This window comes from Corynebacterium kroppenstedtii (assembly GCF_016894245.1).
Lineage (GTDB): Bacteria > Actinomycetota > Actinomycetes > Mycobacteriales > Mycobacteriaceae > Corynebacterium.
The window spans coordinates 1,170,629-1,196,103 of the sequence record NZ_CP069792.1 but is presented as its reverse complement, the minus strand read 5'-3'; the positions used below and the strand labels follow the sequence as shown (position 1 = coordinate 1,196,103).

Sequence of the window (25,475 nt, the reverse complement as noted above, 5' to 3'; positions counted from 1 at the left end):
TCAGGAGGACACGCGCGGGTTTATTTGGGCTTCGGGGATTTCTGATCCTTTGTTGGCCCACGCTTCCATGATTGTTTTCATGGTGCCGTTATCAATGAGCTCTTGTGTGGCAGCTCGAATGGCTTCTGCCAGGGGCTGGTTGTTTTGAGCGACGATCGCTGACTTAGGAGCCCGGTTCACGATGGTCCCGACGGTGTCAAGGCGCCCCTGGGATTGATTGACTGCGTAAGAGACCACTGGCGAGTCTGCCACCATGACGTCGGCTTTTCTCCCCACGACTGCTGTGGACGCGTCGGTTTGGTTTTTATAGCTTTGGAGGGTCAGTTTTTCGTCGCTATCGCAGTGGGACGCTTCGTCGGTCATGACCTCTTCATGTAGTGATCCTGTTTGCACTGCTACTGACTGCCCGCACAGGTGCTGCGGGTCGACGTTTTTGGGGTTTCCTTTGGCGACGCCGAATGCTCGCCCAGAATCATACAAGCTAACCATATTGACTTGTTTCATTCGCTCTTCATTAATGGTGAATGCGGAGATTCCGACGTCGAATTTAGTGCCGACGGACGGGATGATGCTGTCGAACGTCGAGTTGCGAATGTCTGCTTGAAGTCCCATTACACGCGCTAGTGCCCGCGTGAGGTCTATTTCGAACCCTTCGAGGGTTTTACCGTCGGAGCCAACGAATTCTGCTGGTGCATAGTCGGCCGAGGTTCCAACAATGAGCGTTCTGCGGGGCTTGATTGGCTCAGGCACTGCCTTCGCGATGTCATCGTTGGTGGTGAGGGCATCGATGGTGGACGCTATTGCGTTATTTCCTGTTGGACTTTCCTCGGATTTATATGTGCAACCGGATAGCCCTCCTGTGAGGGCAAGCGCGAGTACTGCAACTAATGTGGCGCGGTGGCTAGCGTAGCGGCTCATAATCGCACGCGGGCGCGCGCTTCGACTGGCGCGATGAGGTTTATGCGTCATCATCTGGCTTGGGATTGAGCTGCGATTCGGAGATAAAGGAATCTTCGGTTCCCCATTTGGCCAGGATTTTCTTCATCGTTCCATCGTCGATGAGTTTTTGGATGGCGGCGTGGATAGCGTCGGCGAGTTGGGTGTCTTTCTTCGCGACGATGGCGGCTTTGGGGGTGGAGTCGACGACTTTGCCGATCGGCTGAACGCGCCCTTCGGATTGCTTCTCTGCATAGTCAACGACGGGTGAGTCAGAGAACCAGAGGTCGGCTTTACCTCCGGCGACAGCGGTGGCGACATCTGCAGAGTTTTTGTACGACTGGGTCGTGACTCCCTTTTTGCCGTTGTGCTTGCACTCGTCGTTCTTATCGTTGGCCATTTCTTCATAAACGGAGCCGGTCAGGACGGCGACGGAGTCGCCACAAATGTCGCTGGGGTCTATATTCCGTGGGTTGTCTTTGAGGACGGAGTATTTGGTCCCCGATGTATACAGCGTGACCATGTTGGTGTGTTCGAGCCGTTCGGGTTTGACATCGAACGATGAGAATCCTGCGTCATATTTGGTTCCGACGGATGCTACGAGACTGTCGAAGCTTGCGTTGGTGAATTGCGTGGTGAGCCCGAAGAGGTCTCCGACGGCTTTGGCCATGTCTATTTCGGCGCCTTCGATAGTTTTTCCATCGTTTCCGATAAATTCGAGTGGGGCGAAGTCCGCCGATGTTCCAACTGTGAAGGTGCCTTTTTGTTTCAGCGCTGCGGGTATGGAGTTGGCGATGGTGTCGTCTTTAGGAACTGAGATCGTTTCAGTGGGGTCGTCGGATTCTCCTGCTCCTTCAGAGTTGTAGGTGCATCCGGCAAGGCTGACGCCGACGAGAGTTGCGCACGTTCCTAGTGTGGCGACAGTGCGGGCCAGCGTGTGGGGCTGTTGTGCGCCCGTGGCTGTGTGCGCCCGTGACGTTGACCGATGGTGGGTCGCTGTGCGCGGGAAGATGGGCCGCACTGAACGCAGAAAATTCATTCCTTGAATTTTATTTACCGTTTTCGTGCAGTTCAACTGCGCAGATGAATAGTCACTGCATGAATCAGTGAATTTCTCCATTGGTGGCTTCCCCATTGCCCAGCGTTAACCCACCTGAGCGTACTTGGGATTTACGCTAACTCCAGGATGCCGCAGCCGAGCGGTTGATGTCACTCATGGAATCATTGCTGTCTGCCACTGCCCGCGCGATGGTGGCGAGGACTTGGTTGAGGTCGGCTGCGGCGGTGTCCCATTGTTGCTGGGCTGCCTGGTACGCGGAGGCAGATTCACCGGTCCAGGTGCTGACCATGGGCGCTAGTTGGCTTTTGAGCTCATCGAGTAAGGCATTGATACGTGCTGATGTTTGGGTGATATCTCCGCTGGCTGCCGCGATGTCACCAAAGCTGTAGTGGATCATGTCGGTGCTCATAGTGCTGTTCTCTTTCTTCCTTATGTTTTTGATGTTTATGGCAGTTGATCAGGGTGACGTCTCGAGGTTTTACAGAGACAAGCCGCCTAGCTGGGTGAATGATGCGGCGTTCTGTTCTTCGGTGGTGGCAAATGCCGAGGCGTTCGCGCGAATGTTGTCTGATATGGAGCTCAGCGCTTCACGGAGACGGAGCGCGGCGTCGTTCCATTGGGCCATGAGTTCTCCGAAGGCGACGCTGGCGTTTCCTTTCCACGCTCCCGCTACGCCGTCGACGGTGCCTTGTAGGCGTTGAAGTTCTGCTTGGACTTGGTCATTGACGGCATCCACTTTCCCAGCCGTCGTGGTCATCAGTTCGTGTTCGGTAGCAAAAAGCCCGCTCATTGGTTTTCCCGTCTTAGTGAAATGTGTTGATATCGAATCCCGCCCCACCACGGCCTCGTTACAATCCCGAGATTTTCCGTGGTGTTGTGGCGGTGTATGAGAACAGACTCGTGAGTCGTCAATCGGTTCCCGCCTATTTAATATTTTTTCTAGCGGGTGCCTATCCGCACTCACGATTGGTTGTCATAAACCCCTATGCTGGATATTTGCGCCTACCGTCATGGTTTTCCGCATCATGAGGGCATGACTTCTGCACTGCGCGCGGCGGTCGAGCATGCCGCTGTACGTTTCGCAGTGAGCTCCCCTTTCCACTGGCATCCGACGCTGACTTGTTTTCCTTCTTGCAAAAAGGTCGTCCACTGAACCACCGATCCGCCTTCTGGGCGTTCTTCGTAGCTCACGGCACCTTGCCGCCACGCCGATTCGGGCGCGTAGTTGGAAAACTCGGCTCGAGTTTGGACCATTGATTCCACGTGTTCACGGAGGTGTGCATCGGTCACGTCTGGTTGAACGGGATGACCTGAGACCAGGATCCGTATGTCTTCATCCGCAGGATCTTCCAAAATGAGGCGCTCCGGCGTCGACGAATGCGACCGTATCCATCCAGAGGTCAAGGCTGCCCGGACAATTCCGTTATCGACGATTCCGCCTGGCTGATCATGGTGGTCGCTACTTGCTGGTGCGGCGGATAGTGCTGCTTGTTCCCCGGTTGCGTCGCCCCCCTCTGCCCGGTCGTTGCCATCAGTGCGTTCAGGGTTGGCTTCTGCTTGATTCGTTTGCTCATGATTTCCCGCGCTGCGCAGCGTGACGGCGAGAGCTGTCCCGATGAGGACAAGGGTGCACATGGTGACCGCGAGCGCATTGCGGTGGCGGAGTAGGAATCCTCCACGACGATAATCGCGGCGCGGCGGACGAAGGTCGGTTTTCTTCCGTTTCGGGGGGTTTAGTGAAGCATCCTTATCCGTCCGCATCCTGTTGTGTGGATTCTGTTGGGTTCGTCCAGGCCGGGGCGGCGTGGCGTCCTCCCCACCGCGATGTGTTTCGTTCCCAGCGCGGTGCGCCTCGCTACTCATAGGGCGAATATCGTGCTGCGAATCGCGCGAGAGAACTCCGGCCATACGTGCCGAAATCTCTATCTCTTCGATGCCCACTCGCATGGCCGGGATGGATGCCTCATTCAGCTTTTTCAGGGCATATTCAACAAGTTCAGCACCTCGACCAGGCTTATTTGTAGTCTTGTCTGTAGCGACGACGAGAACTTCGACGCCCTCGGGCCCGATCAGGTCTCGTTCACGGGAACTCGGAACTCGGCCAGTCTCCACGGCAGATTCAATTTCTGCGCTCACGACGGCGATCAGGGGGTCCATGAAGGACTTTCCGTCACCGATGGGGACGAGGTCGGTCATTGCTTCGTCGGCAGGAAGGGTCAGTGCTGTCAACCCCGCGTATTGCCCTGCGATGTGGAGAACGAACGAAATAGGCCGAAGAGCAGGCTCAATGCGGCAGAGCGCGTCGGACATCGGAAGGATGGTGGGGGCGTTCTCTGTTAACGCTGAGCGCGCGAAGGAAGGATCAGTATCCGGGTGTTGATATCGCTGTGCATCATCGTCGATGTAGTTATCAGCCCACCGCTTCCGGCGGAGTAGCCCCCACCATGACGGGCACAAAATAATGCGTTGTTCAGTTCGGGTGTTACGCCCGATGGATACAACGTCCGGGACGCTCTGTGTCCGGCTGGACTCGGTATGTCTTTTTATACGGGCCTGATGATTGTCAGGAGGCATCGTCGGCGTCAAGCGTGGTGGCGCGTAGTTCGTTGTCGTCGTACTCACAGTCACGTAGTTCCCCCTTGTGTCTCAACCCCGTTTAGTTTTTCGGTGCTATTTCTGTTCGGTGCTATTTCTGTCTGCCGTGGTGCCATCGACTACGTCCGTGCCAACCGTGGTTGTGCCATCCGCGTCATTGCCAATGGGACTGTATTTTTTGTCCTCATCCTCGGTACTGTCCTCGGGTGAAAGCTGCGCACGCGCGAGATGAATTTCGCTGGTCGCTCCGTTGACAACGATGTGCGCACGGCCTGGAAGAGCTGGCCGCAATGGCACCCCGAATAATGGGCCATCGTCTTTATCCGCGGATAGCAGCGCGACCACCCCGTTGATGGCACGCATTCCTGCGAGCAGAGGATCGTGAGCTGCGCGCATCATTCCTGATGCTCGTCGCGCCACGACGATATGCACCCCGATGTCGCGGGCATGTGGAAGCACACTGATAAATCCACTCATGACGGACGGCGAGATCGTAAGAAGGTCGTAATCGTCGATAAGAAGAAAAATCTCTGGGCCGGACCACCAGGATCTGTCCTTCAGCTCCTGCGGGGTGATGGAATCACCAGGTAAGCGCATGTTCATGGTGGTGGTCAGCTGAGCAATCACAGTGTCTGCGGCGGAGGGTGTCGAGGCATATCCGGCGTCATACTCGCTCGGGACTTCTGCCAGCAGGGTCCGTCGTGGATCAATGACGACGATGGCCGCGGTAGGCGCATCAGCTGTACTTGTTGTATCAGCAGCGGTTGTTACATCAGCAGCGGTTGTGGCATCGGCTGTAGAGCCCTCGCCCTCCGCATCCTTATCCTCAGCCGGTTTCTTTCCGAAATTCTTGGGTTTATACGCGCTTGTAATGCCGTGAATGAGTGAGCGAAGCGTCGTTGTTCGTCCACTCTCCCCTTTGCCGACGATGAGCATGGCCGGGTTTGCCACCGTTGACCACGACCACGTTGATAGACGCACGCTCTCGCGGCCCATCGCGATCGCTGGAGGAAGAACGGGGTCGAGTTCCTCACGTGTGAGGACGTCGGGAAGAACCCGCAGCGGGGGAACTCGAGTGTCCCCTCGTTGCGCCGCTATGCGCGTCACCTCGGCAATATCTTGGTTGGTTGAGTGGACAACCAAAGCATGAAGGCTGGTCCCTTTCCATTTCACTATTGCCCGGCCTGGGCGGCTGGGTATCCGTTCAGATAGTTTCCTGTCAATCAACGATTCCAGGGGATCTCCCAGCGATAATTCAATTTTCGTTCCCAGTAAGTCACGGACCTGGGGCCGCACCGCGGACCATCTATTAGCCGTAATAATGACATGAATCCCTACCGAGAGACCATCCGCAATAAGGAGCGAGAGCGCATCGGCCACGTCGGGGAAATCTGTCGTTATGACGTGCCACCCGTCGATGACCACGAAGATGTCACTGAGCCCATGGCCGCGGGCAACATCAACACTGGCCCACCCCTGCCGGAGCCATTCCTCCCGACGGTCCTCGGCTAACACAGCGACTTCATTGACCAGACGAAGGATGCGGTCATGTTCATGACGATGAACCACGGCAACCGTGTGCGGCAATCGTTCCAGAGTTCCTAGGCCGGATCCGCCCATGTCCAGGACATAAAACTGCGCCTGATCACTGGTACGGGACAACGTCAACGTCGTGACCACACTTCGTGCCACGGTTGTTGTTCCTGACTGCGGTCCGCCAATAATGCCGACATGCCCGGCTGATCCCCGCAGGTCAATAGTCCATGGGATTTGACGTTGGGTCCGTGGTGCGTCGATCAGGCCGATCGTTATCTGAAGACCTTCGTTGGAACAGGTGTGGTCGCGTGTGAGACGACGAGTCCGAGTATTCAATTCGGACATGGTTAAGACGTCAGGTAAGGGCGGCAGCCATATCGTTCGGGCAGGTACAAAGCGTGCCACCTCCGATGCGCAGGGTCCGTCGATACTCAAACGGTCAATGGCAATGCGCAAAATTGTTGATGGTTGTGGCGACGCTGCCAACCCGGCGGAGGAACCAGCAGCCTCCGATGCAACCGAACCATTCCAGCGTCGGGAGACATAGGTTGCACGAAATGCGGTGATGGAATCCCCACCCACTCGCGCGAGGCCATAACCGGGTTCTTTGGGAAGAGTGTGAGCGTCGTTGACGCCAAGAACAATCCTCGACTCCCCTGCAGAAAATGTGCGAAGCCCGATGCGGTAACTCAGATGGGCATCGAGGCCCCGCAATCGTCCTTCTTCCAGGCGCTGCGTCGCTAAAAGAAGGTGGATCCCTAGAGAGCGACCCAACCGTCCAATCGCTACGAAGGTGTCAATAAACCCAGGATGTGCACTCAATAATTCCGAGAACTCATCAATAATGATGACGAGCGCCGGCAGAGGCAGATAATCACTGTCATTACCAGCGCCATGGGCAGGTTGTTGACGTCGCATCTCGGCGTATTCCACCGATGACGACACGCCGTGGGAACGAAGGAATTCTTGACGCCGAGTGAGCTCCCCTTGAAGAGCATCCTCCATACGATCAACGAGTGCGGATTCATCGTCCAAGTTCGTAATCACCGCTGCAACATGAGGCAGCTGTTCCATGCCTATGAAGGTTGCGCCACCTTTGAAATCAACAAGAACGAGATTGAGCTGTTCAGGTGAGTGCGACGCGACAAGCGAGAGCACCAAGGTTCGCAACAATTCACTCTTGCCTGAGCCGGTTGCACCGACGCATAAACCGTGCGGCCCCGATCCGCCCTCCGCGGATTCTTTGATATCCAAGCAGAAGGGGTCACCGTCATTGGTCACGCCCAAAGGGATGCGAAGACGCTCCGCTCCCCGCTTTTCAGTCCATGCAGACGACGGTGACACCAGAAGAGGCGTCGCTACACCTAGCACAAGTTCTACTTCGTCGATCCCGGCCGATGACTGCTCAGCACGCACGTCGGCCGTCGGCCGCGTGTACCGTGCCATCGAACGAGCAAGAACATCAAGTTCCTGCTCAAAAAGCGTATCAGCGTGGGCAAAAGTATCCAGACCCGACGTCGTTAATGCGGAAATCATTCCATGATCAGCCCGAAGCGCGATGCCTACTTCCGCCGCGTGAGCCTCCCACTCATCCATCACATACCGACGCTGCTGGCCCTGAATTTCCGACACCACATCCTCATCGGCAGTGCCGACGACAATCACGCTGGCCACCGCCGGATGATGGGCGACGGTGAGCGGCGCAGAACCGTCGATAATGAGAACAAGTTGAGGCCCGGAGTCATCACGAGAAATAAAGGCCCCAGACATATCTGACCAATAGTCATCCAAGACCGTCACCACTGCCTCAGAATCGGGAAACGCCTCCTGGCCATCCGAATGTGGAATCCATGGCAGCCACGGCCACGATCGCGGATGGCCACACACGATAATCCGAATAGCCTCCGGACCATGCAGCGTGATTAATTGGGCCAGCAGCGAACGAACAACTTTCCGCCCATCGGACCCACCGATGTACACCGTCGAAAAGTCACCCAGTGCCAGGCACACTGGGACATCCGAGAGAACCAATGATTCTCTGAGCGCGCGACGCAAGGCCAGGGCACAAATCGGATCAATATCCTCCACCGCATTGATTTCCCCAATACTCACATGGGTTCGCGCACGTTGGGACGCTGTTCCGATGCGCACATGGGCAAAATCGTCGTCGTACCGACCCCGCTCCCACATGCGGTCACTTCCCACAAAGAGCGTCAAGGTGTGGGGATCGGGATCCACAAACTCCATCATGGAGCGCTGCTGTTCAGCGTCTTCCCTGGATTCCCGCCGACATCGGTCAATGTGCCTCAGATACACACGGCGTCGTTCGTCGACAGACTGGGCCTGATTCCCCGTCACCATCCCCACCATGGACGCAACCATGATCAGCGGAAAAAGGTAGGTCATAGGGTTGGCAGCGTTTCCGGAAACAACCATGATAGCGACCATCCCGAGCACCGCGACCACCATCACTAAAGGCAAGAGCCGACGAAATAGCGGCTGCTGAGGGGAACGCGGAGCCTCTGGCGACTGATCAACAGGAATCTCACGAGGTTCTGGAAGCTCCGGGCACCACCTGTCGGCATAAGGAACGACTGTCTGCATCGACATCACCGTGGAAGATTCATCATTCCCGTCGGCACGCTCAGGTGAACGACGCACCACCGACTGCGCGGATGAACTACCCACTGATTGCCCCCTAGCCACCTGCGGCTGATAACGATAAACACAGCATGGATCCCCTCAGGCTATGCAATGTGAGTAGTATATGCGAAACTTGTGATCCGGCATAGCATTCGGGGGAAATGGGGGATACATGCCACACACGAACACACGCGATTTTCGCAGTTCAACCACATATCAGGTGGAGAAAGATGAAGAATTCACAACGAGCCCGCGACTAGATCTATCGAGAACACGAATACGTATCATTCTTGAACTGCCCGATGACTCATTCACCAGTTTGGGCTTCCAGCAGAACGAAAACGTTGAAAGAAATGAATCGGCAAGCAATGATCACCATGAATTATCTGTTTACCCTACCGACTTTTCTGCACATAACTCATTATTTAGTTATCTTTTATTCGACGACGATATCCAGGAACCCCTTTACCGGCAATGTCTCGATGTCACGGTACTCACCCACCAGCCGGCAACAGAATTGATTTGCGACCTCGTAGATTCTCTTCGCGAACGCCGTGTTCTTGACACCGCTGCACCACCATCACCGTGGCGGCTCATAACCAGTAGCGGCCGCACTATCCGGTACGACGCATCGTTGGCAGATTATGGTGTTCAACCTGGCGATATGCTCTTACTGACTACACGTCCGTGGTCCGGACACGATATTCACATCACCACAGCGGAAGCTCTATCCCAATCCCGCGATAATCGTTTTTTCGGCCACATTATTAACCGCGGAATCTTACCCATCACGATTATGACGTTGGTGGCATTGTCACTTATTCCCCAATTGGTCAATGTTATTTCTAAGAATTGGGGACTCTGGGACGAAATCACGTCGATCACCCGACATAATCCAGCCGTGGGCTCCCAGGATGGACATGGGTACTTCTTATCCCTCTTTGCTTATTCGTCACTATTTCCGTGGTGGTGCCTCGTCGCTGTTGCTTTACTCTCCTCTTCTTTCTGCGTATTTCTTGCTTATATTAAGACTCACCACATAATAAAGCCCGCGGATATCAATGGTAGCGGAGAAAAGGATACAAACTATCCATCACAACCGGATACGCACTACGCATCCCTGTGGAGTCGCAATTTTCCCCCTCATAGCTCCTATATCCTCGAATCGACAGCATTGTGGTGGGCTGCTGCATGGGTGCTGGGAACCCTGAGCTGGTCATCTCCCTGGATGGCAGTATCCCTCGGCTGTCTCTGTACAGCATTGGTATGCGGAGCAGTAGCTTTCTTTTATCTCACCGTTTTTAAGAAAAATTTCGCAATAGTTGCGAAAAATTCAGTTGCGAGAATTCCCGGCGCGATAAATAAATCATCGGACATCATTCCCGCCATCGCCCTCCTCATGTTTTCCGGGATCATGGTCCTCCCGTTGGAGTTAACTTTCTTCTCCTTCGTAACCCCTCAAGTTGTGTTTTGCGTCTGGCTGCTGCTCGCACTTTTCATCCATTCGTGGACCGGGATGCTCGCACTCCGTTGCGCTGGAGTTCATCCGGACCCTGTCCCGTCGACAGGGAGTGAACTTGACGAAGCCGACAGTCCGCCTCTGCCCGATCGTCCTCAACGCGTCCGCCTGGCGCATGACATTCATACGGGCATGTCCACGGGCTGCGCGGCCGTCATCATTCTTGCTGCTCTATGCCTCGCGTGGTCATCGCCATCGGCCGGAACGGCGTCGCTGATCCTGGTCATTGCCATCGCCGAGGGGCTTCGCGCACGCCTGCAAGCTCGGTATTCTGTTCAAGCGTTGGCCCGGGCAACGGCGCTCGCGTGCCTCGCTATCACGTCGCTGACTCTATTTCTGGCTGATTATCCCGTCGGGACAATGCATACGGTGGCTCTAGCAGCTGGAACGTCTGTTTTTGCCTTGCTGCTGATTATTCCTGTCCTTCCCCAGTGGAAGGTGTCGGACCCCACGATTCAGAAGGCGATTGAGATTACGGAAGCCATCATGACGGCGTCGGCGATCCCCCTCGCGTTGTGGGTGGCTGGGGTTTTCACTGTTATTCGGGGGCTGGGGTGACCAGCATGCCACACTCTTTGAAGGCCCCTACCGGGGCCCATTTCCCACATGTTTACTATCCATCGATCAGCCAGAAAGCTGGCTTTTCTCCACGACGTGCCCTCGCGTCTATATGCGTCACGATCGGGGTTTTATCGTCAACGATCATCGATTCTCCCTGGTCATACGGACCTCCCCGGTCATATGCTGCCGACGTCGACACTCGTGAAAACCAATGTTCACGCGGTTTGACGGAAATCGAGTTAGCCCGCCGCGGTTTCGCCACCGATATGCTCACTCCCGTGGATTCCTTACCTTCATTGGCCGAAGCTCAGCGTTTAGCAACGGGCCGGGGGATTACGGTGGCGGTCATTGATACTGGGGTGAATCGCCATGTTGATCTCCCGACGCTGGTCGGTGGAGGGGATCTCTTGGGCGACACCGATGGCACTGAGGATTGCGATCTGCACGGAACGATCGTCGGCACGATTATCGCTGGTCACGGGCATGCGCGTGGGGTAGCTCCAAACGTTGATTTGTTGTCGATACGACAAACGAGTGCACACGCCCAGCCACGTCCGCGCTCTAGCGATGATGGGAGCGGGCAGCCTGCGTCTCCTTCAACGGGGTCCCCGAAAATGGGCACTTTAACTGGTGTTGCGGACGCTATTAATAGGAGTGTCGACGCGCACGCACGCGTGATCAATATTTCGGTCGCTGCCTGCACAGATCCACGAATGGAGCCCGAGGGGATCGACCATCTTCGCGGGGCGCTGGATCGTGCCGAGAGCACCGGGGTGACGGTGGTCGCGGCGGCGGGGAATTCCACTGGTCCGTGTCATGACGGGATGAATGCCTACCCTGCCCATGAGCCAACAGTGATTTCGGTGGGGGCGGTGGGTGGCGATCGTCATCGTCGGGCGGATTATGCCCTCGCCGGCGGTGATATTACGGCCCCGGGTGGTCCTGTGATGGGCCCTCAGCTGGGGTCATCACCAATTATGGCGGCCACTGATCCTGCGGAAATTCAGCGGAATCCTGCCATGGCGGAGGAACCAACCCCTCAGCCCTTCGTCGGGACGAGTTTTTCCGCCCCGCTCGTGTCAGGCACAGTGGCCTTGATGTTGGAGGTTGCTCCGCATTTGAGTCCGTCTGATGTTCGCCAGATCCTTGCGGCGACGGCAACGCCAGGGGCTGGGTCTCAGGCGGGGATGGTCCATCCTGCTCGAGCGGTGGGAATGGCGCGTCGCCACGCGGAGGCTGGCGGTGTGATCCCCACGGAGTCTAGGGAAGCGTCCGATCCTGACATCACCGTGCCCACTGCGGCTACTCACCATTCCCCCCGTCGTATGGCGATGACCGTGATTTCCGTCCCGTTCACAATTTTGTGTGCGGTCGGGGTCGCGGTCATGGTTGCTCGGCGGCGACAATAATTTTTGATGCGCGATCGCGGGATAGGCTTTCTCCCTCAGCGAGATGCCGAACTACCGACCACGGTGCCACTGTAGGAGTACGAAATCCCAGGATCTGCAGTGTTTCCAACGAATCCACCGCGAAGCGTCGGCCGTCCGAGCTCACGATGGCGTACTCCGAGCCGGTGTCGACGGCCACCGCGTGAGCCGGCCCGGAATAATAATCGGCAGTTCGAGGGATGAGCCGTTCTTCCTCTCTCTTGCCAACGGCCACCGCGTGCTCTGTCTGAACAACAGGCACTGCCCCATGCGGGAAGCTTGTCGCTTCCGACCACGTCAGGATATCGGCGTCACCGGCCTCTGAAGGTTCAGCATCGGCGGTGGCGGTTCGCTGCTTCTTACGAGGGCTTGCTACAGTCCCCGCACAGAGTCGCCCATCGCGTGGTGCCCACTCCGGTTTCTCCCCCGGGATGGTTCCCCAGTTCAGTTCGTCGGCCGTCGGTATGTCTGATATATCTGCGGGGCTCACCCGCTCCACCACCACGCCTGGTCGTGAAAGCAGCAACCGTGCATGCACGGGAGCTAAAGGAGCAAGTCCGTGGTCACGCACGACGTAGACGTCACCCTCGTCAGCGGCTGCGTCGTCGCGTGCGGTTGCCCCGAATTCATGGGATGGGCGATTATCGACGGTCTGTCGGTGTGTCGATGGAGAGTCCGTCGAGCGCCCCACAGACGAACCGTGCTGGTCGGCGATGATGACAATACCTATCGTGTTGAACGGCTTTCGTAAGCCAGAATCTCCACCGGCCGGCATGGATGATCGAATAGTCCGAACGTCATCGACGCGGGGGATCGCTTCGACGAAGGAGTCCGGAACATCCCGAATAGTGGATGAAGAAATGCCTAGTGCCCGCGATACTGCCGGCTCAGGGATGGAACCGCGCTTGGCGAGAAGTGAGCGCCGATACGGGTGCCCGTCGGACGAATCCGGGCTGATCAACCACATCCCACTTTCTGCGCGGAGGATAGCCGAGCGAGCATCCCGTGGCATGGACTCGGCCACTGCAACCGATAACGTGCCGCGACTATTCTGACCAGGTTCTACGTCGTTCTCGACGTCGTCGACCCCCTCATCATCAGCACTTTCACCCTCGTTGTGGGTCGCTTTCGTCACCAATGACGATGCGCCAGGAGCTCGCGACGGCATCTTCTGCCCCCGAGAATTATCGCCGGACCGAAGGCCATCCTCCGACCGAGATTTATTCGATGACCGTGGGTTATCCGGCGAATGGCACACTACCCACGATCTCTCCGTCGATTCCGCATTGCCCTGCGGCGGCAAATCCGATGGCCCCCGGAGCCCGATAAACTCCCCGCGCGACAGAGACGCTAAATTTTTGCTCGAGACTCGGTGGGCTTCTTCTGCCTTGCCCACCACTAACCGCGCCGATGCCAGGTCCGTCACCGGGTGGAGTGTGTCGTTGACACGCACGAACATTTGCCCAGTATCTGTAGCAATGAGGATCGTGTGGTCTCCAATCGCGGGGTCGGGCCGCATCATCGCCATAATCCCAGCACCTGCGATACCGAGAACGCTCAGCACAACACCGATCGCCAAGGCTCGGCGTCGGCTCCCGGGAACGTCGTGGACCATGCGGGTATCCGCACAAACCAAGGCTTGTTCCAGCTGCTTACGAACAAATCGATATCCGGCTAACTGTGCACTGGACGTCGGCTGCTGATAGTCCTTACCGCCACCGGCAGATGCACGTACCCGCTGGTGGTCGTCGTGAGCCGACCCGTCGTGGTTCGAACTTGCCATGATTCCCCCGTAACCCCCATATTCTGCAGATCCTGCGTAGTCGGCAGGTTTCGCTGCGCACTCCATAACCTACATCATTGCCAGGACAGAACTTCATCTTCAGCTAATGTGGCTGGCATGGAGAATCTACCGGATAACGACACCGCTTCCGATACCCCTACCCCATCACCTCATGCACCCCATGTCGCACCGCTCGCCGATGATCCGACGTCGTGTGCTATGGCTTTTCGTAACCTCTACAAAGCTTTCCGTGGAAAACCAGCTGTTAATCAATTGAATTTGGACATTCCTCGCGGGAGTTTTTATGGCCTCGTCGGCCCCAATGGTGCGGGAAAGACGACGGCGATCACGATGTCCACCGGTCTCCTCCGCCCGGACCAGGGTTCCGTATGGGTTAATGGAATCAATGTGTGGGATAAACCCGCAGCGGCAAAAGCGACGTTCGGGCTCTTGGCTGATGGGTTACCCACTTTTGATCGTTTGTCAGGAAAAGAACTTCTCCAATTTTCTGGTGCCCTACGCGGTATGGATGAGGGAATCGTCGAAAAACGCGCTAATGAATTACTCGACGTTCTCGATCTCAAAGAATCCGCAAATAAAATTGTCGCTGATTATTCTGCCGGCATGACAAAGAAGATTCTTCTAGCTCAAGCCCTTATTCACCGCCCTGAACTTCTTATTCTCGACGAGCCACTAGAAGCTGTTGATCCCGTGTCGGCTCAAATTATCCGGTCAATTTTGACGACGTATGTCAAAGCCGGGGGAACTGTCATTATGAGTTCGCATGTAATGGAAGTTGTTGAGGGGCTCTGCGACCACGTAGCCATTATGCAAAATGGCAGGGTTTTGGCTAGCGGAACCACCGATGAGGTGCGAAATGGATCAAGTTTGACCGATACATTCCTCAACCTCGTCGGTGGCGGGCGACTCGCTGAGGGAAGTTTGGGGTGGTTAGCATCATGAGCCAGCCGATTAATCAGCCGAGCGATTCGAATCACTCTGATTCTCACGGTTCTCAGGGTCCCTCCGACGCAGCCCAATCGGTCATTTCGCCTAGTAACTCGGCGAATAGTGCGGAGTCCGTATCGGGTTCTCCCACGACACGTGCTCAATCCACGTTGCCGTCTCAACCATTTCACGCTAGCGATAAGGAAATCCGTTCTGCGGTTTTCCGCTTGCATATGCGCTTATGGAAAAAGTCCTGGTATGAGGGCGCTAGCCAATGGATTCTTGTCATTATGACGACGCTGTACGCGATAGGGGGAGTCGCGTTTACGGCTAGCTCTTGCGTCGATATTGCCCGTAAAACGGGCCGTTTTTCAGCGGCTGCGGTCGGTGCACACCCGGCGGGCGATATGAGTGGACCTATTGCCGACAATCCATGGACCGCTTTCGCAGCACTCGGAGCCACGACACTGCTTGTGTTGGCTTTCATATGGCCAGCTGGGGAAAATACGGTTCAGCCAGCTAAGTTAGCGCAATTCCCTCTTAAACCGTCGTCGCTGGTGAGAGCGTTACTGCCCACCATCGTTGTTCAAAGTCGTGCGATTATTGCTATCGGTGTCACTATAGTCACCATGGTCGCGGTCATTATGTCGGGTAATGCGACAGGACAATGGTTCACCGCGTCGGTCGGAATCGTCGGGTTGATTTTGGGAATTTCGTGTCTCCTCATTATTAATCAAGCACTGATTGTGACGTCGAGTTCTAGTGGAGGCAACCGTTCACGCCGAAACTGGCTGTATTTCATTGGCACATTTCTGTTCTTCTTTGTTTTCATTGTTATTCAGGTTTTCGCTTCTGGCTTCGCCTCCTCAATCACTGACACTATTCTGAAGTGGGTCATTCGTATTGCAGGATGGACACCTCTCGCATCAGGCCCTGCGATGATAGACGACGCCGCCCAGCATGCATGGATTAGCCTCGTTATCCGCGCCGTCATCACAGTTGTTTTCATTATTGCAGGCCTATATCTGTGGTCGCGGTCAGTTGATCGTGATTTCGCGTCCGCCGCCAATACGTCGGGAGAATCTGAAGATGTTTCGGCTCGAGACTCTTTTTACCTCCGTGGCGTTCCGCATACTGTCGTCGGCGCATTATTTTCACGTCAGTTGAAATATTGGGTAAGAGATATCCGATTCAAATATGCCATATTGAGTTTTCCGATCATGGCACTTATATTCTTGATTATGGGGATTGCCACCGGAAACAATAGTTTAATTATCGGTGCTCTCTATATTGCAATTATCGGTAGCTCTAACTTCGCGTCGAATGATTTCGGTATGGATGGGCCAGCTAACTGGGTTCATATGGCAGCTGGAACACGGGGTAAAGACATCGTTACGGCTCGCGCTATTGCGGTCATTATCTTCAATGTTCTGTTGCTGGTTCCCTGCCTGATCATCATGGTGCTTTTCGCGGACTTCACCACTAACCAAAAAGCGATTATGGCGGGCGCGTGCCTCGGTGGGGTTTTTGCTGGTCCAGCGGTCGGATTATTCCTCTCCGCCTATAACCCCTTTCCCGCTGTCAAACCCGGCGTTAACACAATGAGGAACAACGGACGACAATCCGGCCCAGCCTTCGTGGCCATGCTTATTGCCCTGGTCGCATTCACCATTATTCTTGGACCGGCCGTTGCTATTCCACTTATCGGCCTCACCGGTGCTTGGTTCGCCGCCGTGTACTCCCTGATTGTGGGCATGGCGATGCTAGCAGGGTCTTTTATTCTATCCTCAAAGCGAATCGATTCGCACTATCCCGAGATTTTCGCGAAAGTCCGAAAGTTCTTATAGTCTTTCCGCTTTCCACAATCTCTTATAAGATTGCTGTGGTCGCCCAGCGGCGGCCACCTTTCTTATTTTTAAGGGGTATCTATGGGGGATTTTTTCGTCGTCATCGCCTGCGTCGGCCCGATATTTATCGGATTGCTTTGGCGATGGCCATGGGGCTCAACCACCGGTTCAACGCGTGCAAGAGAAGGCACATCTAACACTCTCAGCCAGCGCTCAACGATCGTCGAGCTCTATCCCCTCACTCATGCGTATCCCGCTCCCATGATGCTCGCAGTCCTCCACCGTGTTATGCGGTGCCCGATCATGCTGACATCGACGGCCCATACTGGCGCCGACGTTATCGCTAGCTGGGACAATCACTCCTCCGCTAAGCCAACCATCACCACCAGGCGACTGTTTGTGGAGCTATCCACCGCAGATCCGTCCCAGGCCATCTCATATATTCGCAGTTGTGGATGGCAAGCCTGGGTTTCTCCCGACGCTGGTCAGGAACCTGGATGGGATGGCTACCTTCGTGACGTCCACTCACAAGCTGAGGATGGCTGGACCAGTCCAGACGACCAGCCTCTACAAAATCCGGCTAGGGTAGCGACTGGTTCTGTGGCCCTCCCGGATTCGTCGGGACGAATTGCCATCATCTCCAGCAGTGTCGAAGAGACTAATGATCGTTCGCTACAGTGTAGGGCTGCGCGGCGTTTGGCCGACTGCGTTCGAACAGCTGGCCGTCGCGTCACTGTCATCACTGATTCACCCGGCGAGTGGGTATCAACCGCATTCACGATCGTCGTTCCTCCTGAAGGTGAAGCAACGTCCGATAGTAACGATGGGAAACGTGGTCTCAATTCGATTGCCGACGCCACACAGCGTCAATCGTCGGCAGGAATGAGCGTTCTTAAATCACCAGGTGACGCTGACCTGGAGATTTGGGATTGCAGTGATGCCTCTATCACGTGGGCGATCACCCACGGTTCGGCGGAGACGATTATTGATATTGTTCGACGACGCGATTCGCGACGGTGGCGGGAAGCCCACACCGTTATGGACGCGTCCGACCTCCTGCGGTTAATCGAGCGATCGGATACCCCGAGTCTGCTCCGCACGGGCGGCTAACTCACCGTCGGCAGGGTAATCGACGCCCGTTAATGTCAGTCCGTGCGCCGGAGCGACAGGAACCATAGGGTGTCGCGAATCGTGGTTCAGCATGTCCTCCATGAATCCATCCGGCCGTTTCCCCTCCCCCACGGCTAACGACGCTCCGACGATAGAGCGCACCATGTTCCAGCAAAACGCGTCGGCCGTCACGTGTGCCTCATAGACATCCGGTTCAGCTGCCGTGGACACTTCATGCCATGAGAAATGCTGCAGGTCACGGATGGTTGTGGCATGGGGACGTGCACGGCAAAACGCAGCGAAATCGTGAAGGCCAACGAGGACCTCAGCCGCGTTGTTCATCGCATCTATATCCACTGGTCTGCCCCACACGGCGGTGTCACGGGCTCGCGTCGGCAAGGCCCCGGCGCGATTCGTCGTCACGCGATACACGTAGTGACGTCGGAGCGCGGAAAACCGCGCGTCAAATCCAACGGGCGCGAAAAAACACGCGCGGATGCGGACGTCCGGGCGCAGCAGTCGGGCGAAGCGTGAAACCAATGTCGACGGATCATTATGGATACTCCGTGTGTTCAGGATGTCGCGCGGAACATCGACATGTGCCACCTGGCCCGAGGCGTGAACCCCCGCATCGGTTCTACCAGCGACAACGAGCTGGACTGGCTGGCGCACCACCGTCTGGAAAGCCTGCTCAATGTCCCCCTGAACCGAGCGAACATCATTTTGACGGGCCCAACCATGAAAATCGGTGCCGTCATAGGCGATGTCGAGGCGTAAACGAACCAGGGCGTTCGTGGTGCCCTGGGGATGCTCCGGTCCCGGTTGTGCTGGGGCGTTGTCATTCGGAATCACGCTGACACTGTAGCTGTTAAAGGCTGCAATCTGTTAGATGCTTCATAAAGCAGCGCGGATGAGCCTTGACGATGAGTCTTCGTGCCCGAACTCATATCTTCTATTCCTTCACGTCTACTCACTAAGTGCGTCAAGATAAAACTATGAAGTTCCCCTCGTTGCTCCCCGAATCATTGCTTCCCACTCAACAAAAGTTCGGCATGCGTAAACAGGTCGCCACGCTCTGTTTGGGCGCTGCCCTGGGCACGGTACTCGTCGGCTGTAACTCGAATGGTGACGATAATAACAGCTCATCAACAACGTCGACAACCACGTCGACAAAGACAACTTCTGCTCCATCGAGTACCCGCAGCAGCGCCACTAGCAATTCGATGTCCCCAACTGCTGACAATTCTGGGAACAATCAGCCCAATCCCGATGTTGATAGCTCAGACGCTGACTCACAGGCAGAAGAAAACAAAGCGAACACTGAGAATGAAGCGGCCGTTGATGTCCCTTCATGGGTAGTTGGTCACTGGGAGGGACACCGACGACTCCTGGAAATAAATCCGGATGGCTCTGGAAAACTAGTAGCCGATCCCCCCACGGGAGTGGGAGCTACTAAGGAAACTCTTCAACTCATCGATTCCTCCGGAGATGGTGGAAAAGGGACCATAACTGTGAAGGTGGTTAGTAGCCAAAATGCCGGCGGGGATACTACCGGAAAGATCTACTCCTTCGAAGTAGAAAACGGTATAGCGAGTGAGCGAGGATCGGAGCCCTTCTGCAACTCGGAACTACCTGAATATAGGGCAGCGTACGGGACAGTGCCCGAGTGTGGTGCTTAACGGTCGAATTACCAGTGCACAAGGTGCGCTGTGGGTGGGCACTACACCACTCGACCCCTCCCCTGCTCCCCATTTGTGATCGGATTGTGACCTCGACAAAGCCCCCACGATGCCATAATTAACAGAACATAGTATTCAACGTGCCATGGACATCACCCAAACTAAACCAATGGCCGAGGCTATGTGGCTGTGTGGTGTCTTGTCCCATCTCTGCTAGGTCTTCCAAGGAGGACACAGGTTCATGCTCACCACTCGTCGCCACGTAACGGGGTTCAAACGTTTCGCCGTTATCGGCGTCATCGCTGCCGCTGGTTTTAGCCTGGCAGCATGTTCAGATGACGATTCTTCATCCACTGACTCCAGCTCTGTCTCATCATCGTCGAGTAGCTCGTCATCATCATCCTCATCGAGTTCGTCATCCAGCACTTCGTCGGCATCAACGACGGCGACGTCGACAAGTGCCGAACCCACTCCCGACGACCGGGCGAACAATCCACAGGCACAGCAACCTCCTGCTGCGAATGAGGCAGAAGGTGACGCTGGTGGAGCCGCTGCCGCTACTGGCGAAGGGATCGGATGGGCTGTTGGCAGTTGGGTTGGGCATGGTCGCAGCCTAAAGATTCAGCCGGATGGGACTGGCCGATTTATCGGTCGCGACGGGGCTGTCGCGAAGGATTTCGACGCAACAGTGACTGTGAATTCGGCGACAGGTGATCCGTCGAACGGCACCATCACTGCCACAGTGGATAGCAGTGAACCCCAAGGAACCCGATACGATGACATGCTCAAGCCGGGGACGCCGATCACGTTCACCGTGAAGGACGGCGTTGCGACAGACTCAGTCATCCAGACGACAGTCTGCAACTACGACTCACCCGCATACGCGTCGACACACAGTGATCAAAGTGAATGCGGAGTATAGACGAACGTACTTCTGACGACTGATGCGTGCGTTAACTCATGCGCCCGGCCCCGCCCCTGAGTTGATTGCACCCAAGCTCATTATGATTAATTGTGACCCTGTGGTCCCCTCCACGATGCCATAATTAACGCGGGCAGTACTGAACTCCAATGGAATCACCAAAAGGCTAGCCCGAAAGCCCTAGCTATCATGCCTATGTGATGCCGTGACCCATCACTGCTATTTTTCCAAGGGGGACACATCTTCATGCACAATACTCATCGCCGTTTTTCAGGTTTCACGCGTTGTGCCACAATCGGCGTCATCGCTGCCGCTAGTTTGAGCCTGGCAGCATGTTCGAGTGACGAGTCTTCGGCCGCTGACTCTAATTCAGCAACATCATCATCGACGACGTCGACCAGTGCCGAACCCACTTCCAACGACAAAGCCGCAACTCCGAGCGCACAGGATTCCCAGGCTGCGAAAGACGAAGGAGCCGGGGCGGCCGGCGGACCCGCCGGATGGGCTGTTGGCAGTTGGGTTGGGCATGGTCGCAGCCTAAAGATTCAGCCGGATGGGACTGGGAACTTCGTCGGCTACTATGGCGCGATGGGGAAGGATTACGATGCGACCGTCACAGTGGATTCGGCAACAGGCGACGCGTCAAACGGAACCATCACGGCGACTATTAAAGACGTCGAGCCCCAAGGGAATAAATACGATGACATGTTAAAGCCCGGGACGCCAATAACATTCACTGTGAAGGACGGCGTTGCGACAGATTCAGTAATCCAGACGACGGTTTGTGACTACAACTCACCCGCGTATACGTCGACGCACAGTGACCAAAATGAATGTGGAGCATAAACACGCGTAATTCCGCAGACCATAAATAAGGCGACCCTGGATCGCTGTAATAGTAGGTCATCAGTAAAGAATATAAAGGATAGGAGAATAAAACTCGCCGTTAAAAATCGACGACTGATGTGCGGAAATCCAGCACCGCCCGGAGTAAGGAGACTGGACAATGCCCCGGTATGTTCCAACAGAATCGATGTCCCGCGCGTCAACTCATACGAGGCATGTGTCTCGCGGGGCAAATCATGTGTCTCGCGGGGCAAATATTGATCACAGGGCGAACCAACAACACTCGGGACAGCCACGCCGTCCTCCACGCCATTCCAACTATGACTGGAAAACCGGGGCTCCACCTCACCGCCATCATTCACTTCAACGCGACCGGGGTCCGACAGTCGCGGCGTGGGCGTTTTGCTTGGTCACAGTACTGTGGCGGACTTTTATTAGGCCATTCAATACTCCCGACCGAGTGGACGACTTCTCTAACCTCCACCGAGCCTTAGTCAATTTCGTTCACGGTCACCCGGTTTTTATTGAAGATTTATCAACACGGGATCCTCATTATTTATATTCCCCCGGTGCCACAGTTCTTCTTTCGCCCGTGGGATGGATATCTAGTGATGTGGAAACCTCTCGATGGTGGTTTATCTTAGTAAATTCCATCGCCATCATCATCGGAATAGCTCTTCTATTCCGCGTCGCGGGGCACTCATTGGGTGGTTTTCTTTTTCCAGCAACAGTTACTGTTGCATACTTCACCGAAAACGTCACTAATACACTGACCTTTTCCAACGTTAACGGAATTTGTTTCTTTCTCCTCGCGGTAGCGATAAACGGCCTTATTAAACGTCAGTCAATTCGCACGGGAGCTGCTATCGGCTTCCTTGGGTTAATTAAACCATTTTTCTTTGTCCTCGTTCTACTTATTGGTATTCGACGAATGTGGAAGTCCCTCGGACTAGCGGCTGGGGTGCCTATTGTCTTCAATCTCCTAGGCTATCTCCTTGTCAAAGATGCTGACACATACCGCACAACATTGGTTCCGTACATAAGGACGCCCCGGGACTATGCGAACTTATCCATAGTCGGGGTGGGTTTAGCTCAGCACTGGCCAGGGTTCGTGGTCTTTGTGCTCCGGGTGATCGTTGTGGCCACCGCACTCCTGGCTGTTTTTCTAGCGTGGAAGTATTACGCTGCTAAGCCACAGGTCTTTATACCAACGGCGTCAACCGCGCTTTTACTCGCTGCAATCTTGGCAGGAAGTTTAGGGCAGCAGTACTACACGTTATTTTTTATTCCTGTTCTAACTACGATCAAATATTGGGGTAGGGCCGACGGAGTGGTTCTGGGCGCGGGATTCGCGTCTATTCTCCCAATGAATCCTTTTATTTTTTCACCTAATCACGTGCTGGGAGTAATTTTATTCTCCTGGACCATGTTGTCGTGGGTTATGTTGCTTATCGGCACCCTGTTAATTGGTGGGAAAAATTATTGGTCATCGACGCGTGACGGAAAAGATCGAGCGAGGCCCGCCCACGTTAGTAGACACGTGAGATCGAGACCACTCCGCAGGAATGAAAATAATTGGACGAGACCAACCCGCAAGAATGATCGAGAAAACTGACATAGTGTAGATATAACAAAGTGACCTGCGTGGAGTCGCATCCATGCAGGTCACTGCTGTATTAGGCGCTGTATCAGACTCACCGCGAAGACGCCACGGCAAGCCCTTGGCGTGTTTTACTCCGCCTCAGAAGCTGCGTCTTCTTCAGCTTTCTTGGAAGCTGCTGCGCGGGTGGCGCGGCTGGCTTCGCTGGAGACGAGTTCCTCAGTCACCAGGGAGATCTGCGACATGGGGGCGTTATCGCCCTTGCGGTTCTCCAGCTTGATGATGCGGGTGTAGCCACCATTGCGGTCGGCCACCTTCGGAGCGATGTCGTCGAAAAGCACGGAAATGATCTCTTTGTTCGGGATCAACTTCGCGACGTTGCGACGATCAGCGAGGGTGCCGGACTTCGCCTTCGTGATGAGTTTCTCGGCGTAGGGCCGCAGCAACTTAGCTTTGGCGTCTGTCGTGCGGATAGCGCCGTGTTCGAAAAGTTGGGCTGCCAGGTTAGAGAGGATCTTCCGCTGGTGGGATGGGGATCCTCCGAGCCGGGCTCCCTTCTTAGGGGTAGGCATGGAATATTCTCCTCGTGACGATAAATTGTGAGCGACTTTTCTACTCGTCCGCCTCAGGCATAAGCGCTACTCCAGGACGAACCCGGAACAACCGTTTGCCGACGCTGCGGAGGTCAGAGTAGGCGATACCGCTAGTTACTCGGCGATGTCTTCGCCTTCGGTGTCTATCCACTCGCCTGTTTCGGCGTCATAGCCTTCGATTTCCGATACATCGTAGCCTTCGGGCGCATCCTTCAACGCGAGCCCCAGGCCAGCAAGTTTGACCTTGACTTCATTGATGGATTTCTGTCCGAAGTTGCGGATGTCCAGAAGATCGGACTCGGTACGCGATGCCAATTCACCGACCGTGTGGATTTCTTCGCGCTTCAAGCAGTTGTAGCTGCGCACGGAGAAGTTCAAATCCTCAATAGGCATGCCGTAGGCCTGGATGTGCTCACTCTCCTGCGGGGAGGGGCCAATCTCGATACCTTCGGCGGCGGTGTTCAGTTCGCGGGCGAGTCCGAAAAGCTCGACCAGGGTTCCGCCAGCGGATGCCATCGCATCGCGGGCGGTGATGGAGTTCTTGGTCTCGACGTCGATGACCAGGCGGTCGAAGTCCGTACGCTGTTCAACACGCGTTGCTTCAACCTTGTAGCTCACCTTGAGAACAGGTGAGTAAATCTGGTCGACGGGAATACGCCCGATCTCACCGGTCGCCTGGGCAGCGGGAACGTATCCGCGCCCACGCTCAACGACGAGCTCGATGTCGAGTTTGCCCTGCTCATTCAGCGTGGCGATGTGCATGTCCGGGTTGTGGATTTCCACACCGGCCGGAGGCATGATGTCACCCGCGGTGACCTCGCCCGGTCCTTCTTTGCGAATGTACATGGTTACCGGGTCGTCGGAATCCGACGAGAGGACCAAACCTTTGATGTTCAGGATGATGTCGGAGACATCTTCAGTCACGCCGGGAACCGTCGTGAATTCGTGAAGGACGCCCTCGATGCGGACACTAGTGACCGCTGCACCCGGGATGGATGACAGCAGCGTACGACGCAACGAGTTGCCAAGGGTGTAACCAAAACCTGGCTCGAGCGGCTCGATGACGAACCGTGAGCGCGAGGAGTCAATGTATTCCTCGGTCAACTGTGGACGCTGTGAAATGAGCATGGATGTAATTCCTCCTGGTGGCGACCGCTATATGACGCCTGGAAGGGACAAGTGGAATAAACCGTGGCGACGATGAACGCTGTAACCGATAAAGGCCACAGCGACATGGCCGACAGCGGCGATGCTGTTACTTCGAGTAGAACTCGACGATCAGCTGTTCCTGGATCGGAACCTCGATCTGAGCGCGCTCGGGCAGCTGGTGCACGAGGATGCGCAAGGTTGACGGAACAACCTGAAGCCATGCGGGCACAACGGCGTCGGCAAGAGCTTCTTGTGCTTCGTCGAACCAGACCATCTTCCGAGACTTCTCACGCACGTCGATGATGTCGTACTGGGAAACCTGGAAGGACGGAACGTTGACCTTCTTACCATTGACGGTGAAGTGACCATGGGAAACCAACTGGCGTGCCTGGCGACGCGTGCGGGCAAGACCAGCACGGTACACGACGTTGTCCAGACGGGACTCCAGAAGGACCATCAGGTTGTCACCGGTTTTGCCGGGGCGACGGTGCGCTTCGGCGTAGTACCGGCGGAACTGCTTTTCCATGATGCCGTAGGTGAAGCGTGCCTTCTGCTTCTCCTGCAGCTGGAGCAGGTATTCGGATTCTTTAATCCGGGCGCGGCCAGCCTGTCCCGGAGGGTAGGGGCGGCGCTCAAAGTTGGCGTCTCCACCGACAAGATCGACGCGGAGACGGCGGGATTTACGTGTTGCGGGACCGGTATAACGGGCCATTGTTTATCT

At 55.6% G+C, this 25,475-nt stretch carries 21 protein-coding genes; 9 read left to right on the top strand and 12 right to left on the bottom strand.

The window, feature by feature from the left end:
* The 6 genes from I6J23_RS05270 to eccCa form a co-directional block, all read right to left on the bottom strand.
* Complete coding sequence (locus I6J23_RS05270; protein WP_204582790.1) at nt 1-918, bottom strand: ABC transporter substrate-binding protein; 918 nt, start codon at nt 916-918, stop codon at nt 1-3.
* Between the two features lie 40 nt (nt 919-958).
* Complete coding sequence (locus I6J23_RS05265; protein ID WP_204582789.1) at nt 959-1,975, bottom strand: ABC transporter substrate-binding protein; 1,017 nt, start codon at nt 1,973-1,975, stop codon at nt 959-961.
* 136 nt (nt 1,976-2,111) lie between these two features.
* Nucleotides 2,112-2,405: a WXG100 family type VII secretion target gene (locus I6J23_RS05260; RefSeq protein ID WP_204582788.1), complete on the bottom strand. Its 294-nt coding sequence runs from the start codon at nt 2,403-2,405 to the stop codon at nt 2,112-2,114.
* Nucleotides 2,406-2,474: 69 nt separating this feature from the next.
* Nucleotides 2,475-2,786, bottom strand: coding sequence for a WXG100 family type VII secretion target (locus tag I6J23_RS05255; RefSeq protein ID WP_012732365.1), 312 nt, complete (start codon nt 2,784-2,786; stop codon nt 2,475-2,477).
* A gap of 233 nt (nt 2,787-3,019) precedes the next feature.
* Nucleotides 3,020-4,618: a type VII secretion-associated protein gene (locus I6J23_RS05250; protein ID WP_204582787.1), complete on the bottom strand. Its 1,599-nt coding sequence runs from the start codon at nt 4,616-4,618 to the stop codon at nt 3,020-3,022.
* A 48-nt stretch (nt 4,619-4,666) separates the two neighbouring features.
* Nucleotides 4,667-8,815, bottom strand: a complete 4,149-nt coding sequence (gene eccCa / locus I6J23_RS05245) for a type VII secretion protein EccCa (protein ID WP_204582786.1) — start codon at nt 8,813-8,815, stop codon at nt 4,667-4,669.
* A gap of 127 nt (nt 8,816-8,942) precedes the next feature.
* Here eccCa and I6J23_RS05240 point away from each other — a divergent pair, with 127 nt between their 5' ends.
* Complete coding sequence (locus I6J23_RS05240) at nt 8,943-10,847, top strand: EsaB/YukD family protein (RefSeq protein ID WP_204582785.1); 1,905 nt, start codon at nt 8,943-8,945, stop codon at nt 10,845-10,847.
* A gap of 55 nt (nt 10,848-10,902) precedes the next feature.
* On the opposite strand, the gene I6J23_RS05235 is transcribed toward I6J23_RS05240, so the two are convergent.
* On the bottom strand, nt 10,903-11,124 hold the full coding sequence (locus I6J23_RS05235; protein ID WP_204582784.1) for a hypothetical protein: 222 nt from the start codon (nt 11,122-11,124) through the stop codon (nt 10,903-10,905).
* A gap of 4 nt (nt 11,125-11,128) precedes the next feature.
* Between I6J23_RS05235 and I6J23_RS05230 the strand changes: the two genes are divergently transcribed.
* Nucleotides 11,129-12,259 carry a S8 family serine peptidase gene (locus tag I6J23_RS05230; RefSeq protein WP_204582783.1) on the top strand — a complete coding sequence of 377 codons (1,131 nt, stop codon included), beginning with the start codon at nt 11,129-11,131 and terminating at the stop codon, nt 12,257-12,259.
* Here the strand turns inward: I6J23_RS05230 and eccB are convergent.
* Nucleotides 12,234-14,060, bottom strand: coding sequence for a type VII secretion protein EccB (gene eccB, locus I6J23_RS05225; protein ID WP_204582782.1), 1,827 nt, complete (start codon nt 14,058-14,060; stop codon nt 12,234-12,236). The two genes, I6J23_RS05230 and eccB, sit on opposite strands and share 26 nt — an antisense overlap.
* A 117-nt stretch (nt 14,061-14,177) precedes the next feature.
* On the opposite strand from eccB, the gene I6J23_RS05220 reads away from it, so the two are divergent.
* The 3 genes from I6J23_RS05220 to I6J23_RS05210 all read left to right on the top strand — a co-directional run bounded on the left by I6J23_RS05220 (nt 14,178) and on the right by I6J23_RS05210 (nt 17,965).
* On the top strand, nt 14,178-15,023 hold the full coding sequence (locus tag I6J23_RS05220) for an ABC transporter ATP-binding protein (RefSeq protein WP_204582781.1): 846 nt from the start codon (nt 14,178-14,180) through the stop codon (nt 15,021-15,023).
* The gene (locus I6J23_RS05215; protein ID WP_204582780.1) at nt 15,020-16,855 is read left to right on the top strand and encodes a hypothetical protein; all 1,836 of its coding nucleotides are present in this window, start codon (nt 15,020-15,022) and stop codon (nt 16,853-16,855) included. The genes I6J23_RS05220 and I6J23_RS05215 overlap by 4 nt, the downstream gene beginning before the upstream one ends.
* Before the next feature lie 81 nt (nt 16,856-16,936).
* Entirely contained in the window at nt 16,937-17,965 is a 1,029-nt protein-coding gene (locus I6J23_RS05210) for a hypothetical protein (protein WP_204582779.1), read from the top strand.
* On the opposite strand, the gene truA is transcribed toward I6J23_RS05210, so the two are convergent.
* Nucleotides 17,918-18,817 (bottom strand): tRNA pseudouridine(38-40) synthase TruA, encoded by a 900-nt coding sequence (gene truA / locus I6J23_RS05205; protein ID WP_412844862.1) that lies wholly within the window; start codon nt 18,815-18,817, stop codon nt 17,918-17,920. The two genes, I6J23_RS05210 and truA, sit on opposite strands and share 48 nt — an antisense overlap.
* A 143-nt stretch (nt 18,818-18,960) precedes the next feature.
* Between truA and I6J23_RS05200 the strand changes: the two genes are divergently transcribed.
* The 4 genes from I6J23_RS05200 to I6J23_RS05185 all read left to right on the top strand — a co-directional run bounded on the left by I6J23_RS05200 (nt 18,961) and on the right by I6J23_RS05185 (nt 23,027).
* Complete coding sequence (locus I6J23_RS05200; RefSeq protein WP_204582778.1) at nt 18,961-19,644, top strand: hypothetical protein; 684 nt, start codon at nt 18,961-18,963, stop codon at nt 19,642-19,644.
* A gap of 241 nt (nt 19,645-19,885) precedes the next feature.
* Nucleotides 19,886-20,566 carry a hypothetical protein gene (locus tag I6J23_RS05195; protein WP_204582777.1) on the top strand — a complete coding sequence of 227 codons (681 nt, stop codon included), beginning with the start codon at nt 19,886-19,888 and terminating at the stop codon, nt 20,564-20,566.
* Between the two features lie 246 nt (nt 20,567-20,812).
* Entirely contained in the window at nt 20,813-21,412 is a 600-nt protein-coding gene (locus I6J23_RS05190) for a hypothetical protein (protein WP_204582776.1), read from the top strand.
* A 460-nt stretch (nt 21,413-21,872) separates the two neighbouring features.
* Complete coding sequence (locus tag I6J23_RS05185) at nt 21,873-23,027, top strand: glycosyltransferase family 87 protein (protein WP_204582775.1); 1,155 nt, start codon at nt 21,873-21,875, stop codon at nt 23,025-23,027.
* A gap of 116 nt (nt 23,028-23,143) precedes the next feature.
* On the opposite strand, the gene rplQ is transcribed toward I6J23_RS05185, so the two are convergent.
* The 3 genes from rplQ to rpsD form a co-directional block, all read right to left on the bottom strand.
* Nucleotides 23,144-23,584: a 50S ribosomal protein L17 gene (gene rplQ / locus I6J23_RS05180; RefSeq protein WP_204582774.1), complete on the bottom strand. Its 441-nt coding sequence runs from the start codon at nt 23,582-23,584 to the stop codon at nt 23,144-23,146.
* A gap of 135 nt (nt 23,585-23,719) precedes the next feature.
* On the bottom strand, nt 23,720-24,733 hold the full coding sequence (locus I6J23_RS05175; protein WP_012732383.1) for a DNA-directed RNA polymerase subunit alpha: 1,014 nt from the start codon (nt 24,731-24,733) through the stop codon (nt 23,720-23,722).
* 127 nt (nt 24,734-24,860) lie between these two features.
* The gene (rpsD, locus tag I6J23_RS05170; RefSeq protein ID WP_012732384.1) at nt 24,861-25,466 is read right to left on the bottom strand and encodes a 30S ribosomal protein S4; all 606 of its coding nucleotides are present in this window, start codon (nt 25,464-25,466) and stop codon (nt 24,861-24,863) included.
* Between the last annotated feature and the right edge of the window lie 9 nt (nt 25,467-25,475).